An 18300-nucleotide genomic window follows, 5' to 3' on the forward strand; every position below is an offset into this window, starting at 1 on the left:
AGTAATTGGTATTCTATTTATAACGGTAAGAAGATGATGAAAATGAATAACGATCACAAAATGTATACATAAAAAAATTGCAAATAGTCAGTTAGAACTAACTTCTGCAATTTGTTCCGCTTATTAGGAACAGCGGATAGTTTTATTTTTACGGGAGGTAGTTGTATAATAGTTGGGAACCATGGTGGACCGTCAGTTATAGGTAGAGGAGCGTGAATAGTTGAATCTGCCGAATCTATTAACATCATTGCGTTTTTTATTAATCCCTGTCTACATCGTGATTTTTGCGGAAGGACATATGATTCCTGCCTTTTTGATTATGGTTGCTGCCGGTATTACCGATGTTCTTGATGGTTATATCGCGCGCAGAACTGGTCAGATTACAACGGCTGGAATGATGCTTGATCCGCTTGCGGACAAGATGATGCTGATCACTGTTATTGTATCGCTGCTCGTATCCGGCCATATTTCCTGGGCTGCGGCTGCAGCGATGTTTTTGCGCGATTTGGGCATGATAGCGGGGGGATTCTATTTTCACTTCCGAGGGAAAAAGACGGTGCCTGCCAACTGGATGGGAAAGCTGACAACTGTGCTCTTTTATGTAGCGATAATGCTCATTTTCTTTGAAGCGCCGAATGCTCATGTTTATTTGTGGGGCGTTATTGGCTTTTCATTCATTACTTCAATGATGTATATCGTCATGTTTAAAGCGCTGAATAAACACATAACAGAAACACCTACTGGACATTCGTGATCATCAAGTCACTACATATGAACAAAGAGGCTTGGCGGAGGACACTTCGGGTCCAAGCAGCCAAGCCTCTTATCTTAACCTTCATAAACTGCAGTTTATGAGGGATATGTATAGTGTCGTACAGAATGACACTTTTTATACTACCTAACTTAACAATTGAGAGGGGCTTTTTTTTCATGTTGGATATTAACCAAATTCAAGAAATCATTCCGCACCGCCCGCCGTTTCTGCTAATCGACCGTATTTTGGAGGTTGAGCCAGGCGTACGCGCAGTCGGTCTTAAAAATGTTACGATGAATGAACCTTACTTTGTAGGTCATTTTCCGGGTTATCCGGTCATGCCAGGCGTACTTATAGTAGAAGCGCTTGCGCAAGTAGGTACTGTAGCGATGCTGATGATTGAAGCCAATCGTGGAAAGCTTGGTTTTTTTGCAGGTATCGACGGCTTCCGCTTTCGCGGCCAAGTTAAGCCTGGCGATACGTTGACGCTTGAGGTCCAAATTACAAGGCTGAAGGGCTCTATTGGAAAAGGACAAGGAACAGCACGGGTTGGCGATCAAATCGTTGCCGAAGGCGAGCTTATGTTTGCTTTATCTAATCCTTCATAAATTAAAATTCATGAATGAAAGAGGCTGCTAAATATGACGAACGAAACGAATGCTAATGTTATTGCTAAATATGAGGCGTGGCTTAATGATCCGTTGATTGATTCAGGGACAAAGGACGAGCTTCGCAGTATTGAAGGACAAGAAAAAGAAATTACGGATCGCTTTTATCGCGACCTTGAATTTGGTACGGGCGGTTTGCGCGGCGTAATGGGTGCAGGAACGAATCGTTTGAATACTTATACGGTTGGTAAAGCAACACAGGGACTCGCAAATTGGCTGCTTGCTGGTAAATCGACGGATGGAGCGGCTCCTTCTGTTGTTATCGCTCACGATTCCCGCAATAATTCACCTGAGTTTGCACTCGATGCAGCGCTTGTGCTTGCAGGCAACGGTATCACTACTTATTTGTTCACAGCGCTTCGTCCAACACCACAGCTTTCTTTTGCGGTACGTGCGCTGAATGCAGCAAGTGGAATTGTCATTACGGCAAGCCATAATCCACCTGAATATAATGGTTACAAAGCATATGGCGCTGACGGCTGCCAGCTTATTCCTGAGGAAGCTGAACAAGTTATTTCTGCTATCAGTCAAATCGCGGGTTTCGATGAAGTGAAACGGATTTGCCGCGAAGAAGCGGAAGGAAAAGGATTGCTGCGCTGGCTTGGAGATGACGCCGATCAACAATTTATTGATACGGTTGTTGCTCAGAGCTTGAATGCTGATCTTATTAAAGGTGAAGTTGGAGAAAAAATTAGTGTTGTCTTCACACCTCTACATGGCACAGGCAACATGCCTGTTCGCGAAGTGTTGAAAAAGGTTGGTTTTAAAAATGTACACATCGTACCGGAGCAAGAGCAGCCGGATGGATATTTTAGTACTGTAAAGTCTCCTAACCCGGAAGAGCGCGAAGCGTTCACGCTTGCGATTAAACTGGCGCAGCAGGTGAATGCTGATATCATTATCGGTACTGATCCTGACGCAGACCGTATGGGTGCGGTTGTGAAAAACAATGAGGGCGAGTACGTAGTACTCACTGGCAACCAATCGGGTGCGCTAATGGTTCATTATGTGCTAAGCCAGTTGAAGGAACGTGGACAGCTGCCAGACAATGGCGTAGTGATCAAAACGATCGTAACAAGTGAACTAGGCGCAGATATTGCCCGTTCCTATGGTGTAGCGGTTGAGAACACGTTGACCGGCTTCAAATATATTGGTGAAAAAATGACTCGTTATGAGCAAACAGGAGAGCATACCTTCCTATTTGGCTACGAGGAAAGCTACGGTTATTTAACAGGAACTTATGCGCGTGATAAAGATGCGATCGTTGCTGCGCTATTAATTGCTGAAGCTGCAGCTTATTATAGCAGTCAAGGAAAAACGCTATATGATGTTCTTTTGGAGTTATACGCTGAGCATGGCTTCTATTTGGAAGGCTTGGAGTCGCGTACACTTAAGGGACTTGATGGCGTGCAAAAAATAGGCGCTATTATGGATGACTGGCGTCAAAACCCGCCTACAGAAATCGGCGGCGTCAAAGTGGAGCGTGTGCTTGATTACGGCAAAGGCCAAGATGGCTTGCGTCCGGAAAATGTATTGAAATATTTGCGCGCAGATGGCTCATGGTTCTGCCTTCGTCCATCTGGCACGGAGCCAAAAATCAAAGTTTATTTTGCGGTTAAAAGTGAGTCGAAGGATGCTGCTGTTGAGGCGCTGCAAACATTGCAAGCCTCCGTTATGGAACGGGTAGACTCTACCGAATAGTACAATAATTAACCTGTTTAGAACGGAGGAATTGTGTGTTTTTACGTTGGCAGCAATGGAATCGGCGCGCAAGATTCGCATTATGGATCATTGCAATTATCGGGGTGGCGGCAGCATTGCCGCTCGGTGCCGTTCGGATGGAAATGGAAAAATCGTCGAAGCAAGTAGAATATGTATTTGATTATCGGGATATTATTGAGGTGGCGGAGCGTCAGGCTCGTCCGCAGCAATTTTTAACGGAAAAGCTGGAGATGCTGAGGGAAGCTGGCGTAACTACAATGGCTGTTTATGAGAGCTCTCTGAAGGATCTGCAAATTTCCGGCAGACTTACTTTTTACAGCTCCAGAGATGCTGCATTGCTTCAAAGTAAATTTGAGCCGGTAGGCCAAAACTTTACTTATATTTTGTTCAATGGGCCCAAAGAAGAAGAAATGATTGGACCGATTGTTCGCGAAGCGCTTGATCGTTCCGAGGCTGTGTATAGCAATTGGTCGTACGGTGGCCGAAATGGCTTAGTCGTTGAGATGCCTATTGCAGAGGCAGTTATGAAGACGATGGATTTTGATCCGATTTCACTTGAAACGATTCATAATGCCGGACTTCAAATATTGCCTCGCTTATCTGACCGTATTAAGCCTTATGATCAGCAGGCAACAGATGTTATGCTTGCGAAATTGAAGGAATACGATGTAGACCGCGTATTGTTCGACGGTGACAAAGTAAAGGGTGCATCCGATCAAGCGATGGATAACAGCCTTTATCAGTTCGGAGAACTGCTCAAAAAATACGATATGGGCGTAGCGACCATAGAAAATTTGAAAAAACCGCAACAAGGCATAAATAAATTAGCTTATATTACAAATTATAATGTAGTGAGATTATATTCATTGTCGGAGAACGACGGTATGACGATGACGCCGGAAGCTATTGCTGATCGTTTTCTTTTAGCGGCGAAGGATCGTAATATCCGGATGTTTTTCTTGAACGGGACAGCTCAGTCCAATACGGATAAAGCAAAGGTAGTTCACTCCTTGGACCGTATTGCTGAGGCAATGAGTGACGAGGGCGGAATCGTAGATAAGCTCTCAGACGCGGGCTTTACGCCAGGCAAGCCAAAACCGTTTGATCATGAGCAGCCTTCATGGAATAAACCGCTGCGCGCAATCGTTGCTGCTGCTGCAGTAGCACTGATTACTTTGTTAATCGGCGCATTTATTCCAGGCGTTTATATTCCAGTTTATGCGATTGGCTTAGTTGGAAGCGCAGGCTTGTACAAGCTAAACAGCTCGCTTATGGAGCAAGGTCTTGCATTAGGTGCTTCAATTGCAGCTCCTACGCTGGCTCTTATATGGGTAATGAATCGGATTTATTCCCGTACCGTTGGCGAGCGTCGTGTTATTGGCGGAACGAAATGGTCAGTAGGAAGAAGCCAGCAAGGGCAGACTCCTCAGCAGCCAGGTGCTGTATATGAGAACGGCAATCGTATGAAATGGATATTCCCTGCCATATCTACGGGAAGACGTTTTGGTCTTGCTCTGAATTGGTTTATTGTGGCGACGCTCATCTCTCTTATGGGAGCGCCGATGATATTCGGATTGTTGAACAATATTACGTACAATCTTGTATTGGAACAATTCCGCGGTGTAAGTGTGCTGCATTTGGCTCCGATTATCCTTGTGGCCATTTATGTGTTTTTCTATAACGGTCAAACATCAATCGGAAAGCTGCGCAAGCTGCTTTCACAACCTATTACATTAACGTGGATTATAGTAGCTGGAGTTATTGGCGTTATCGGCTTCTATTACTTGTCTCGTACAGGGAATGGTGGACAAGCACCTGCTATTGAGCTGCTTATTCGCGGCTGGCTGGAAAATACATTCGGCGTACGACCGCGATTTAAAGAGTTCATGCTTGGTCATCCGCCGCTGCTGCTTGGCTTGTTCCTTGCACTTCGTTATCGTGCGGCATGGCTGCTTGTTATCATTGGTTCGATTGGTCAATTGACGATGGTTGATACGTTTGCACATCTTCATACACCACTTCACATTTCGATGATTCGTGTAGCGCTCGGCTTGGGTACAGGTATCATAATCGGATGTATCTTGATTTTGGCATGGCAGATCGTGGAAGGAGCAATTCGTAAATGGGCACCAGCCATCATCCGCAAGTTCGTCGAATAGTAATTTCAGGCTATTATGGCTTCTACAACAGCGGTGATGAAGCGGTACTCAAATCGATATTGCTAGCACTAGAAGAAGAAGGCAAAGCGCAGGGCGTGCAAATTCAGCCGATCGTTTTATCAGGCGATCCAGATTGGACAAGCCGTATGTACGGCGTTGAAGCTGTCCGCCGCATGCATCCAGGAGATCTATGGAAAGCATTGAAAGGCAGCGACGGTCTAATAAGCGGAGGCGGAAGCCTCCTGCAGGATGTTACAGGCGCCAAAACGATTCCTTATTATACTGGCGTCATGAAGCTGGCCCAATTGCTGGGTAAGCCAACATTCGCTTATTCGCAAGGGATTGGCCCTGTGATTCGGCGCTGGATGGACCCTATGATTCGCGGAGTGATGAAGCAAAGCGCTTATGTATCCGTTAGGGATGAGGAATCCGCTGCTTTGCTTGGACGAATCGGCGTGCCTAGTGATCGGATCGATGTTGTTCCTGATCCGGTCATGGGCTTGCCGCTCCCTGCGGGTTCATCAGCGGCTGGACAAGCTTCCGACCCTGCTGCTGCGCCGCTGGTCGGTGTATCGCTGCGCCCCTGGCGCAGTGACGGCGCCGATCTCGAACGCGCCGCCGATGCGCTAGTCGCGCTGTCGAAGCGCATGCCTGTCCGGCTGCGCTTCCTGCCGTTCCACACACCCTCCGACACTGTAGCGTCGGAGCAGGTGCTGGAACGGCTGCGCGGCAGGCTCGGTGACGGTTCCACCGCCGAGCTGGCCGCGCCCGGCGACGACCCCCAGCAAATGCTGCTTGAGGTCAGCCGGTGCGATGCTTTGTTCGGCATGCGCCTCCATGCGCTTATTTATGCCGCAGGCCAAAGGGTTCCCATGCTTGGCCTCTCGTACGACCCGAAGATCGACCAATTTCTGGGTCGACTTGGCATCAAAGCCATCGGCACGACGGAGCAGCTCGATTCCGAAAAATTCGCAGAAGCAGCGGGTTTGTTGCTGTCTGACAAAGAGGGCTGGCAGGCAAAGCACAGGCCAGCAATCGATCTTTTAAAACAACAATCGCAAAGACCGGCGCAACAAATTGTACATTTGCTGCGTCATACATTATCGAGGTGAGTTCCTCTTGTCGAAACAACTACCAACTGTGCCGTTATACGGCATACCATTCTCCAAAGTGGGCATGGATGACACAGTCAATTACTTAATAGAAGCGATCGAAGAAAGACGCGTAACCCATGTGATTACCGCTAATCCGATCATGATTATGTCTGCCGTCGAGGACCCCAAGTATAGTGCGATGATGCGGCGCGCAGATCTTATTGTGCCTGATGGTGCAGGAGTTGTATGGGCGGCCAAATACGTAGGACAGCCTGTTGCAGAACGTGTGACGGGGTTTGATCTCCTTCATCGCTTGCTGCATGAGGGTGAAAAGCGTAGATGGAAGGCTTACCTGCTTGGCACCTCACAGGAGATTATTGAAGCGGCGGCAGAGAAGCTGCAGCTGCAATATCCTCAAGTGAAAATTGTAGGCTATCGGAACGGATTTTTTGGCCCTGATCAGGATGAGGAAGTCATCGAAGAAATCCGTGCGGCTGCTCCTGATTTATTGTTTGTGGCACGAGGTGCGGATACGCAGGAGCCGTGGATTGTGAAATACAAGCAAAAGCTGGGCGTACCATTGATTATGGGCGTTGGCGGAAGCTTCGACGTTGTTTCGGGTAAACTAAAACGAGCTCCGAATATTTTCCAAAAACTTCGGCTTGAATGGTTTTATCGCTTGCTGCAAGAGCCTAAACGCTACAAAAGAATGCTTGTTTTGCCGAAATTCGTAGTGAAAGTGGTTCGCGACAAAGAAAACGTTACAAAACCTCGACCTACACCGTGAAATTCTCGTTAAAACCATCAAAATTGGTTGAAAACGGGGTTGGAGTTTCCTTTCCAATCGGAGTATAATTCACTTCGGTAGAAAGAAAAGGGGAGTTGCACACATGCCGGTAGGCTTGCTGTATTCAATTGGGTTCATAATCGCTCTTGTTCTAGCCATTGCGATGACGCCGCTTGTTAAGAAATTTGCTTTCAAAGTAGGCGCAATAGACAAACCAAATCACCGCAAGGTACACACGCGCATTATGCCGCGTCTTGGCGGTCTAGCTATTTATATTGCATTCGTTGGCGCATTCTTTATTTTATCGCCATTTATACCAGACGGCTTGCTCCGTCCGCAGGATTCCAATATGATCAACGCGCTGCTAGTCGGCGGTACGATGATTATTATTTTAGGTGCTTTCGATGACCGCTTCGAGCTTTCAGCTAAAGTGAAGCTGCTCGGTCAAATCGCGGCGGCATGCGTAGTCGTTTTTATCTTTGACGTTAAGATCGACTTGCTAAACATTCCGTTCGGCGAAACGATGCAGCCAATTGCTGGATGGATCAGCATTCCACTTACGATTCTCTGGATCGTCGGTGTAACGAATGCAATTAATCTGATCGACGGCTTGGATGGGCTTGCTGCCGGCGTGTCAGGCATCGCGATTGCAACGATTGTTGTGATGGCATCACTGATGGGCTTTCAACCAGTTATCTTATTGAGCACATTGCTGCTGGGCGGAATTGTCGGCTTTCTCGTTTTCAACTTTCATCCCGCAAAAATATTTATGGGCGACTCGGGCTCGCTGTTTCTCGGCTTCAGTCTAGCAACGCTTTCGATGCTTGGCTTCAAGCAGGTAACGATGGTATCGTTTGTAACACCGCTGCTCATTATCGGCGTTCCGCTTTCGGATACCTTCTTCGCAATCGTTCGCCGCTGGGTAAACAAGAAACCGATATTTGCCCCAGACAAAGGGCATTTGCACCATCGTCTGCGCGACCTTGGCTTCAGCCACCGTCGTACCGTACTTATCATTTGGGGAGTAGCTGCTATATTCGGCGGACTCGCAATCGTGCAATCGGCTGTCGTACAGTCGAGCGCGGCGAACTGGATCACTTTTGCCGTCATATGTATGCTAATGTTTTTCTTGCAGATTGGGGCAGAAATAACCGGTATCGTGGACAAAACACGCAGGCCGCTTATTAATTTCCTAGCTCGAATGAGACTTCGACTCAAGCTGGATGCTGAATCCCGTTCCAAATAAATAAGAGCTCTGAATCCTTTAACGGAATCAGGGCTCTTTTTTTGTTGAAAATCGACCAAATAGCTAAAAAATTGGGAGCCAAAAGCCGATAACAACTGTACAGAACTTTTCTGCGGTCAGAGCGCCTAACTGCATTTGCATCAAAGCTGACTAAAGAGGAAAAGGGAGGAAGATTTATTCAAAGGTAAGCCGCATAGTCGTCAGGCCATTTATCATTCAAATACCCATGCTCGTCATATACATAAAGGAGGAACATTGTTTTGAAAAGATTACTATCATTAGCGCTAACGCTGGCACTGTTGATTACATTGTTGCCGCCGTTCGGAGCTTCACAAACGGTAACAGCTGCAACAGGAAGCTTCAGCTTTCCGACGGAAAAGGAACTATCTACGGAAGCAAGAGTCACAACCGATCCGCGTTTTACATTGAATGGATCAATCACTGGTGTAGATCCTACTTCGGTTTCTTACAGTATTGTTCAAGTTATTAATAACAAAGGCACTGCTGACCCTACAGATGACGATCTTGGCTCCAAACGTGAGAACATAACGAGCAATATTTATATTAGCGGATTTAATATTCAGGTATATAACGTAGAATTATTTCCTGGCTTGAACCGCATTACGTTCAGAGGTATTCAAGGCGGCGGCGAAGTAACAAGCTCGATCTATATTGAGTATCACAACGGGCCTGTATTTTACGATTTAGTTGCCCAATTAGACGGTAACAAATTTGCAATTGAAGAAGTTGGAACAACGGTTGTGCATTCAACGACTTCCGCTGGCAGACAATCCGCTGATATCAGTATTACTGGTTTCGCTCCAAATGCGCAGCAGGTAACGGTGGATGTGAACGGGAGCAGCAAAACCTATTCGGTTAACAGCTCCAACAATTATCAGTTTGCCGCTTCTCCGATTACGGTGAACAAAGGAAAAAACTTGGTTACTATTAAAGTGAAAAACGCGAATCAGACAGTTGAGACAACACGCGAGATCGCTTTTTATAACGGTCAAGTGACCTTTTTGGATGTGAATCTTAATGGTAAAAATGGTGCGGTTGATACGGCGGAGCCTTTAGAGTACAATCCAAACCTGCTAGTTACGGATTTGAATTCAGCAAGTGTCACAGGAAGAATTATCGTGCCTAACTTCTTAAAGGATGATGACGGCAACGGCAAGCTTGATCCACATCCTAATCCAAGCAATGACATACCTATCGAATATACGATTACGCAAAATGGAGACAGCACCTTTAAGTTGATACAACCAGCAGGTGCTACCGCTAGTCCAGTAGGAACCTATTCGGGACAGGAAGCATTCTTTATTTATCAATTTACTCGACCAATTGGTACGGATCATACGGGTAAACTGGATTATAATAAGGTCTATAATATTCAATTAACAGCAAAAAATGCAAAAACAGAATCGCTCGGCCAAAATGGCAGTGAAGGTACGGGGCTAATGAGTTTCTCGCTTCGCAATGGAGCGGCTCAGTTCATCGACAATATTAATTATTTAAATGGTTATAAAACAGGGACAGGTGAATCACTCACAGGTACTCCGCTTGAAGGAGCCAATATCTATAGTGTCCCTTTCGCGATGGAAGTGTTGGTTGGTAATGCTGATGTATCGAAGACGGCTAATCTAGTTTCAGTTACAGGGATCAAAAATGTTTCCAATGCAGCTGCACCGAGCAGCTATGATTTCGATGACGTAAGCAATATCAAAAATGTATCGAGTGATTTGATCAATAAATTTGTAAATATTAATGGAAAAGTATATAAGCGTGAAATTCTTGTATTTCACAAACTCCCATTTGAAGGTACTCAAACGGTAACGCTTAAAGTTGGCGGCGTGACGAAAGATGTTAAGTTTACAATGCTCTTCGGACCTTATGTAAGCTATACAAGTGTATTTGATAACATGACTGTATATGATGACACGAACAAGCTGCAATCTGAACGGATCACAGCGGCTATTTCAGGCGCTTTTAGTGACTTTAAAGGTATTATGAACAATATTAATAATACTTCTGAGGTCCGTTACACGTTTAAAGCAAATGAAGCTCAAACAGTATTTTTCTATGTGAATAATACGCCGATTCAGCTGCAGCAGCAAGCGGGCAAGCCTGTAACTAATTTTGAAATTGTTCCAGGACAAAGGACAAATGCGTTCAATGCATTGTTTAGTGGCGAGAATGAGATCAAATTCGTTTTCCAAGGAAGTAAAAACTCTTATGAGAAAAAGATCAAATTGTATTTGATTCCAACTAATCTGCCGGTTATACCAGTAGAAGGAACAAGTATCTATCCTTACAGCAGCAAATATACAGAGCCAGTTCCGAATGATCCAAACTTCGTGAAGCGCGGCGCAATTTTCACGACTAACGAAGCGAACATGAATATTTTTGGTACATTCGATTTTATTGATCTTATAGCCACTGGCAGCACAAACACAGATATTTTGGCTAATATTAAAGCTAATATTCAATTGATGAAAGATAGCGATGAACTTACAGACCCAGGTAATTACATTTTAAAAATTGAAAGCAGCTCACTTAAAACGCCAATTCGTTGGAATTTGAGCAATGAGTTAGTCATTATGAAGGGCGCAACAGTTCTAGGTAAAGTTAATGAAAGTACGACCAACAATATTGCTAACCTAGCTGTACGTTATGATATAGACACCAAGACGTTCTCATTTGTATTAAACTCGCAGGCTCTAAATCCTGACGGCAGTTCGAGTGTGTATACTTTCACTGCATACAACAATGGAGAGACTGGTCCTAAAGCTTCTTATCGTCTAGAAGTGGATCCAACCTCGCTTCCATATACGATTTTGCGTCCGATTTTGCCAAACAAAGCGATCGTGAACCAAAATTTCATTGAAGTTATTATTGATGCTCCAGGTGCAAGCTCGGTTACCATCAACAAGCAAATTGCTGAGAAAATTGATTATGATTCGGATAATAATCCAGCAACTATTGAAGAGCTTTATAAAAACACCTATCGTGTCTATGTAAATAAGCTGAAAGTCGGTAAAAACAAAATTGACTTTATTATTTCAAGTGCAAATGACAAGGTGCAAAGCAGCATTGAGATAACGTATGCTCCAACGAATATTCCGGGTGCTCAATTCATGGAGCCAATGGATAGCAGTCATAAGATTTTTGATGGAGCGCTTTCGTTGAAATTCGAAAAGGGTACAACGTTGATCCGTACAGATTTTAACGTGCCTGCAAATCTAAAGAACCAAGTATTTAGTGGTCATAATTTATTGTTTGCAATTGCCAATCCAGAGGATGGGGTTGTTGATCGCCGTGAATTAGAAGCGTGGCCGCCGAATTTTAATATTATTATGGAAAGCTTTGGGACAAGATTCAGATTGTCTTACCCGACAAGGTTTACAAAGGCAAGCCCAGTTTACTGGATTGATGCAGGTTTGGCAGATGATCCTGCTACGGGTGCATACGATCCTTTGAAAATGGGTGTAGACCCTTATCAATTCCCGAACGCTAAAGGCACGGGCGGAACAAAAATTCCTACTTATGATGATCGCCCTGACAATCGTGAGTTGGTAACTTCTAAGACAGGAACCTTGACGCTTGGCTTCGATCCGAACATGAAGGACAGCATTGGAACGATTATCACAGTCTATCGTTATGATGTTAAAGCAAAGTATTGGGAAAATATTGGCGGTAAAGTAGATGTGAAGAAAAACACAATTACGGTTCCGTTCAATAAATTTGGTTATTATGTAGTTGGTAAAATGGTTTATTCCTATACAGATATGACGTCACATCCGTATGCTAGAAACTTCCTTGAAGCAATTTATGCCAAAGGAATTATGAATGCAGCTGGGTTTGATGATTTTGGTTCCAATATTTATATTTCTCGCGGTGAATTTGCAAGAATGATGGTTAAGGCGCTAGATATTCCGCTAAACTATGAGCTTAGCAAGCCGCATTTTGATGATGTACCGGCTATCGTTAATCCAGATGCATTATGGGATTATAGATATGTAGAGACAGCAGCGAGAGAAGGTATCATACGAGGCACGGGTCCACGTACGTTCCAGCCGAGCGCTGCTCTGACTAGGGAAGAGGCATCTGTTATTATTGCAAGAGCACTGGACATGAAACTAGCTACTGATTCCTCGAAGATCGATAAAGATCTTGAGAAAACATTTAAAGATGCTGGCAACGTCAATTTCTATGCGAAAAGTTCTGTGCTTGCTATTGCAAAGAAAAAATATATTCTCGGATCTCCTGTAGATCCAAGCAATCCAAAAGGTGGTTCAGTGTTTGAACCGCGTTCGAATTTGTTGCGCTCTGATGCTGCGATTATCGTAGCTCGAATTTTGGCGGATTTAGGTAAGCTTCCTAAGATCGGTTAAAAGTATAAGTTAGAAAAATCTGGTCGCAGGATTTTTTCTGCGGCCAGTTTTTTTACGGCATTAAAGCATTTGCCTCGAGAGAGAAACTTTATCCATGGAAAATGTTTAGCATCGACGAGCTCTATGAAAACAAGCTATACTAACAAAGCAGGGAGTAGATTACAGTTAGATGTACATAATTAAGAAAAAACGGAAAAAGAAAAAACTTTTAAAGTTTTTTTAAGAACATCGCAACTTTTCATTGTCACGTGCGTTTAAATACATGACGTTGTAACAAACACATGATTTGATGCGCGAGACCTACTCATGCTGGAAACAAATTGGAATGAATTCTCAACTTCCTCTTTACGGTACGACCTGCCCATTGTATAATGTTAAAGTGGTGCCGTGACTCTAGCAATGTTCTCGCATTTTTTACAAGTTTCTACGACATGATTTTACAAATGGGTTTATCATGATTGTAGACATCATTTATATCAAATCTGTGCTCAACTCTGGAAAGGGGGTGAATCGGCTATGAGGGAAAAGAGCAATTCACTATTTAAACAAAACTCTCAACAACCGCACGTATTTAGAGGAGGAGAAATAAAGGTTATGAAGAAAAAAATAGCAGCATTTGTGCTAGCTACTGCGCTAGTACTACCATTATCCGTTCCAGCTTTTGCAGCAACACCATCTGATGTTGTTGGCAAACCGGTACAATCAGCAGTTGAAGAACTAACTGCACTAGGAATCATTGCAGGTTATGAAGATGGTACATTCAAACCAGACAACACAATTACTCGCGCTGAACTTGCGAAAGTAATCGTTATCGGTTCTGGTAACGAAGGTGCAGCTAAATTGATGGAATCTGTTAAACCTACGTTTAAAGATGTTAAAGCAAACGTTTGGTACACAGGCTACATCAACGCTGCTGCAACTAAAGGTTTCATCTTGGGCGACGCTGGTACTAAAAACTTCCGTCCAAGCGATGCAGTTAAGTTTGAAGAAGTTGTTGCAGTATTGGTTCGTTCCCTTGGTTACCAAGAGAAAAAGTTGTCAGGCGTATGGCCTTATAACTACCTACTGAAAGCACAAGATCTTGGCTTGTTCAACAACGTTGATCTTAAAGTTGGTTCAAAAGCACTTCGTGGTGTTGTAGCTCAATTGACTTCTAACACACTTAATGCAAAATTGGTATCATACAATGTTGATGGTAACGAAGTACTTTCTTCCAACACATTGATCTCGAAACTGGGCAACACTTCTTCCGCTGAACTTCTTGGCGCAGCAGTAGTTGACGGTAAAGTAGCTCTTCGTTGGGTTGACGGTAAAGATTCAAACGGCAAAGATATCGTGAAAAACGAATCTGTTGCTACTGCTACTAACTTCATCGTTACTGGTGGAAAATCACTAGTTGACCTTGTTGGACATAACGTAACTGTTGTTAAGAACAAAGATGGTAAAGTTCTTGCAATTACTGATGCTCAAGCTGCTGGTGACATCGTGACTGGTAAAATCGATGGTACTCAAGTTGCTGGTTCAGTTAAAATCAAAGATAAAGCTGCTTACTCAACTGTAGAATCCAGCGTTTACTTTGTAAACAGTGTTAAAGCTCCTAGCCTTACAGCTGCTGTAAACGAAGATGAAGTAACTCTTTACCTTGCTGACGGCAAAGTTCGTGCAGCTGTAGTCGTTCAATGGTCGCAAAAAGATGCTGTAGTAACTTCTGTTGAAGCGAAAAACAACTACCGCGATGCTCGTTTGAACACTAATGGTAAAAACGGTGACGAAAGCGTATTTGCTACTGATGCTACTTCTGTAACTTTGGATGGCAAAGTTGCTACATTGGCTGATCTTAAAGCAGATGACGTAGTTCGTGTAATCAAAGCTGACGGTAAAGCTTCTAAAATCGAAGCTGTACGTTCAACTACTACTGGTAAACTAGAATCAATCGGTTCTACAAACGGTACTGCTAAATTCACAGTTTCTGGTAAAGTATACGATGCTTCTGCAAACGTTAAACTTGCAAACATTGAGCAACTGATTGCTACAAACATCGGTAAAGAATTCTCCCTTGTATTGAACAAAGAGGGTGCAATTGTTAAAGCTAAGGCTCCTGAAGCTGCTGTTAACAAACCATTCGCAGTAGTTACGAATGTTGATAACACTGTAGTAGTTCTTGATGGTAACAAACTTGTTAACAAACAAGAAGTTACATTCTTCAACATTAAAGACAACAAATTGCAAACTGCAATCGTTGATCGTTATGTACCAGCAAGCGGTTCTGTTGCAGCTACTGGTGTAAACTACTCACCACTTCTTCAAACACTTGTTGAACTTAAATTCACTGGTGACGGTAAGCTTGATGGTTACAATGCAGCTACAGTAACTAATGCTGCTGTAGATGGTGCTGCTGTTGTTTCTGTGTCAGCTTCTGATATTAAAGTTGGCGGCACAACTAACCTATTGAACTCCAACACTGTTGTAGTTAACGTTTCAAAAATTAAAGCAGAAAAAGCTGCTGATCGCGTTCTTAATACTGAGGCAATTGCTAAAGTAACAAAAGGCGACTTGGTAGTAGTGTTCGCAAAAGACGGCGTTAACGCTGATTTCATCTTGTTGGTAGACGACAAAGATGGCGTATCTGACAAAAAAGATAACATTCATGGTTTGTACATCTCTTCTTCCAAAAACATTCTTTCTGCAACATCTTCCACTTACTCTGTTAAGTTGAATGTTGCTGGCGAAGAGAAAACAGTAGATATTACTGGTTCTGCTTTTGAAACTCTAGAAGCAGCTGCTAAGAAAAATGACATTATCACATTGACTGACACAATCTTGACAAACACATTGTTTGATAATGCATTTGTAAACAAAACTTACTTTGGTGAAGCAGCTCAAGCTGTTGTAACTCCATCAAGCATCACAGTAACTGATACAGCTAACACATTTAACGACTTCATTATCTCAGGTAAATCGGTTGTCTATGTAATCGCAAAAGACGGCACGCTTTACGCTGGTAACTACGTAGACGTTAAAAACCTAAATGGCGCTGCAATTAACGGTGCTGCTAACTCTGTTGCTGATGTAACAGTTGCTGATAGCGGAACTCGTCTTGGAACTTTCAAAGAGGCTGCTGTTGTGGTAATTAAACTTAAGTAGTATTAATTTTAAATGAAGAAAGCTGAGAGTAATACTCTCAGCTTTCTTTTTTTTGTTCATATGTCGTTCATATGAAGATGATATAATCATTAATAATCAAACAAATATTTACTCACATAAATTTAAAAAAGAGAGGATAGTGGCAATATATTTATATTTAGGCGAAACATAACAAGCACTAATAGCGTCTAATATGTATACCAAAAGATACGGAGTGAAAATGATAATGCAAAATTATTCGCGGTTTAGAAGATTTAACATTCTATTATTACTGTTACTGTGTTTATCTTTAATTACAAGCGCTGTTCCAACAAACTATGCAAATGCAGCAGCTCAAGCGGTAAACAAGAAGGTATACATAACTAAAGGATCATATATTCAATTAACTGATGCCAATCTGGTTCCAAGTGGCAATGGGGCTACAGCTAGCTTTACGTTTACGTTTTATAATGGTGATAGTAATGCTATTAATTTAGTGGATTACTGGGCACGTTTGAAAACAAACGGAGGTACAAAGTATACGTTGTCTCTGTTAGATGCAGATAAAAAGAAAAAAGTTTTACCCAATTCATCAACCACTTTGACTTATTATAGTGAAGTAGGCGCGAAAATCACTTTGGATCAGTTAGTGATCAATATAATTAAATTTGATTTTAGCGTAGCTGGATATGAAAGATCTGTTGCTCAATTCACTTTTCCAAAAGGTTACTCAAATTTCGTTGCTGCAAAAGGATACAAAGGGATTCTAATTAATAATTCATCAGTAAACGTTAGAGTAGATCAAATAAATGTGACACAAAAAGATAAGAAACTGAATTTTAATTTAACTTTTGTAGCTCGAAATAATAGTAAATTCGGTGTAGCGCTGCCTCAGTATAATTATTACGCGCAAACATCTAAGGGTCTATATAAATTAGCATTAAGAAACAAAACGGATGAGACACTCGTACTTGAGCCGGCTGTTCTGAATGCAATTCAATTAACTGGCAGTATCCCATCAACCGTTGCAACCACTGGTTGGAAACTTGTAATTACGAATAATGTAGGAGCTGAGACCAACAAAGTCGAACTCCCAGTTGCTATTTTTGATATTCCATTTAAAGTAACAACAACTTCAACATCATCACCAAAAACAACGTTCACAAATAATGATGGCACTTATGAGATCGAATTAAAGAGTGTTCAAAGATTACCTTGGAATAATGAAGATAATGTTATAGCAGAAATGGTTGTAAAAAATAATGGATCTGTATACCTTCCTTTACCAGATCTTAATGGACAATTAGTTATTGATGAAAATATTAAAATTACTGGTAAGGCCATAAAGAAAACCGGTGACATTGGATTGGCACCAGGTGCATCAACTTCAATTAGTTATATCGGATCAATACCTTATAGTTATACATGGAAAAAGTTTAACCTTAAGCTTACAGAGAAAAACGGTGAAACAACCAACGACATTGGTAATTTAACAAACTCCATTGTTAAACCTATTCAAAATGTTAGTGTTGGAAAGTCTTTTACTCAATCAAATAATGGTGCTCCTTTTGAAGCATTAATTACTGATGTTAAAACTTATTCAGGTGAAAAAACAAATGTATATGCTGTTTTTATGGATATGACTAATAAGCAAAACAGAAGTGGATCATTATCCTTATTGAGTGGGTATTTTAAAACAGCAGATGGAAATCTTTATGAAGCTAAAATAGTAAAATCAACAAATAATATTAAGGCTGGAAATAAAGAAAAATTGATTATTTGGGCAGATCTCCCTGTAAATGTAGACCGTACAGGTATGCAGCTTCAAATAGGTGAGGCATTTGATGACAATGGTTTGATCCTAGGTTCAGGCACACCGAAAGGTTATTTACGTGCGGCTCAATTTGATTTACCTGAAGAAAAACAGGCTGGATCTAGCTTTAAAGATTTGAAGGTGGGTCCATATACAATTGATATGACATACTTCAACGTATGGGTTAATGATACGAGATTAGATGTTGATATTGGTGCTGATGTGTCCAAAGATTATAGTTATGATGGATATAGTCAATCTCAACTTTCTTATGAAATTATTCATGAGGGTACACAAAAAGTACTTACTTCTCAGTTAATTGACATTGAAGGTAAGGATGAGAAAAACTTAAATTGGAAGGTTGGATATAACTATCAAGAAGTAAATAAAGAAATGGGAGATACATTGTATTGGAATGAGTATACTCTCCGCGTGTATGAAACATTTAATGGAAACAAAAAAATTCTTGCTAGTATGCCAATAACTTTATCTCCTATGATTAACTGGCTAGACGGAAAGCACTAAACTTATAAAAAAACT

10 protein-coding genes are annotated in these 18300 nt (G+C 42.3%); all 10 read left to right on the forward strand.

Translation table 11 applies throughout. The features are described from left to right. Positions 1 to 220 precede the first annotated feature (220 nt). The 10 genes from AC1DM9_RS19615 (at position 221) to AC1DM9_RS19660 (ending at position 18285) form a co-directional block, all read left to right on the forward strand. Positions 221 to 754, forward strand: coding sequence for a CDP-alcohol phosphatidyltransferase family protein (locus tag AC1DM9_RS19615; protein WP_339205382.1), 534 nt, complete (start codon positions 221 to 223; stop codon positions 752 to 754). A 176-nt stretch (positions 755 to 930) separates the two neighbouring features. Continuing rightward, positions 931 to 1362: a 3-hydroxyacyl-ACP dehydratase FabZ gene (gene fabZ, locus AC1DM9_RS19620; protein WP_056631018.1), complete on the forward strand. Its 432-nt coding sequence runs from the start codon at positions 931 to 933 to the stop codon at positions 1360 to 1362. 33 nt (positions 1363 to 1395) lie between these two features. Then, complete coding sequence (locus AC1DM9_RS19625; RefSeq protein WP_477581712.1) at positions 1396 to 3123, forward strand: phospho-sugar mutase; 1728 nt, start codon at positions 1396 to 1398, stop codon at positions 3121 to 3123. 35 nt (positions 3124 to 3158) lie between these two features. After that, positions 3159 to 5303 carry a DUF5693 family protein gene (locus AC1DM9_RS19630; RefSeq protein ID WP_477581714.1) on the forward strand — a complete coding sequence of 715 codons (2145 nt, stop codon included), beginning with the start codon at positions 3159 to 3161 and terminating at the stop codon, positions 5301 to 5303. After that, complete coding sequence (csaB, locus tag AC1DM9_RS19635) at positions 5267 to 6415, forward strand: polysaccharide pyruvyl transferase CsaB (RefSeq protein ID WP_477581716.1); 1149 nt, start codon at positions 5267 to 5269, stop codon at positions 6413 to 6415. The genes AC1DM9_RS19630 and csaB overlap by 37 nt, the downstream gene beginning before the upstream one ends. Before the next feature lie 64 nt (positions 6416 to 6479). Continuing rightward, positions 6480 to 7184 carry a WecB/TagA/CpsF family glycosyltransferase gene (locus AC1DM9_RS19640; protein ID WP_339209776.1) on the forward strand — a complete coding sequence of 235 codons (705 nt, stop codon included), beginning with the start codon at positions 6480 to 6482 and terminating at the stop codon, positions 7182 to 7184. Between the two features lie 103 nt (positions 7185 to 7287). Continuing rightward, positions 7288 to 8430: a glycosyltransferase family 4 protein gene (locus AC1DM9_RS19645; RefSeq protein WP_477581718.1), complete on the forward strand. Its 1143-nt coding sequence runs from the start codon at positions 7288 to 7290 to the stop codon at positions 8428 to 8430. Between the two features lie 260 nt (positions 8431 to 8690). Further along, a complete protein-coding gene (locus tag AC1DM9_RS19650; RefSeq protein WP_477581720.1) occupies positions 8691 to 12824 on the forward strand; it encodes an S-layer homology domain-containing protein in 4134 nt (1377 codons plus the stop codon). A gap of 594 nt (positions 12825 to 13418) precedes the next feature. Further along, positions 13419 to 15968: an S-layer homology domain-containing protein gene (locus AC1DM9_RS19655; protein WP_477581722.1), complete on the forward strand. Its 2550-nt coding sequence runs from the start codon at positions 13419 to 13421 to the stop codon at positions 15966 to 15968. 226 nt (positions 15969 to 16194) lie between these two features. Next, positions 16195 to 18285: a hypothetical protein gene (locus AC1DM9_RS19660; RefSeq protein ID WP_477550672.1), complete on the forward strand. Its 2091-nt coding sequence runs from the start codon at positions 16195 to 16197 to the stop codon at positions 18283 to 18285. Positions 18286 to 18300: the final 15 nt, after the last annotated feature.

The organism is Paenibacillus sp. 01T431 (assembly GCF_056398625.1).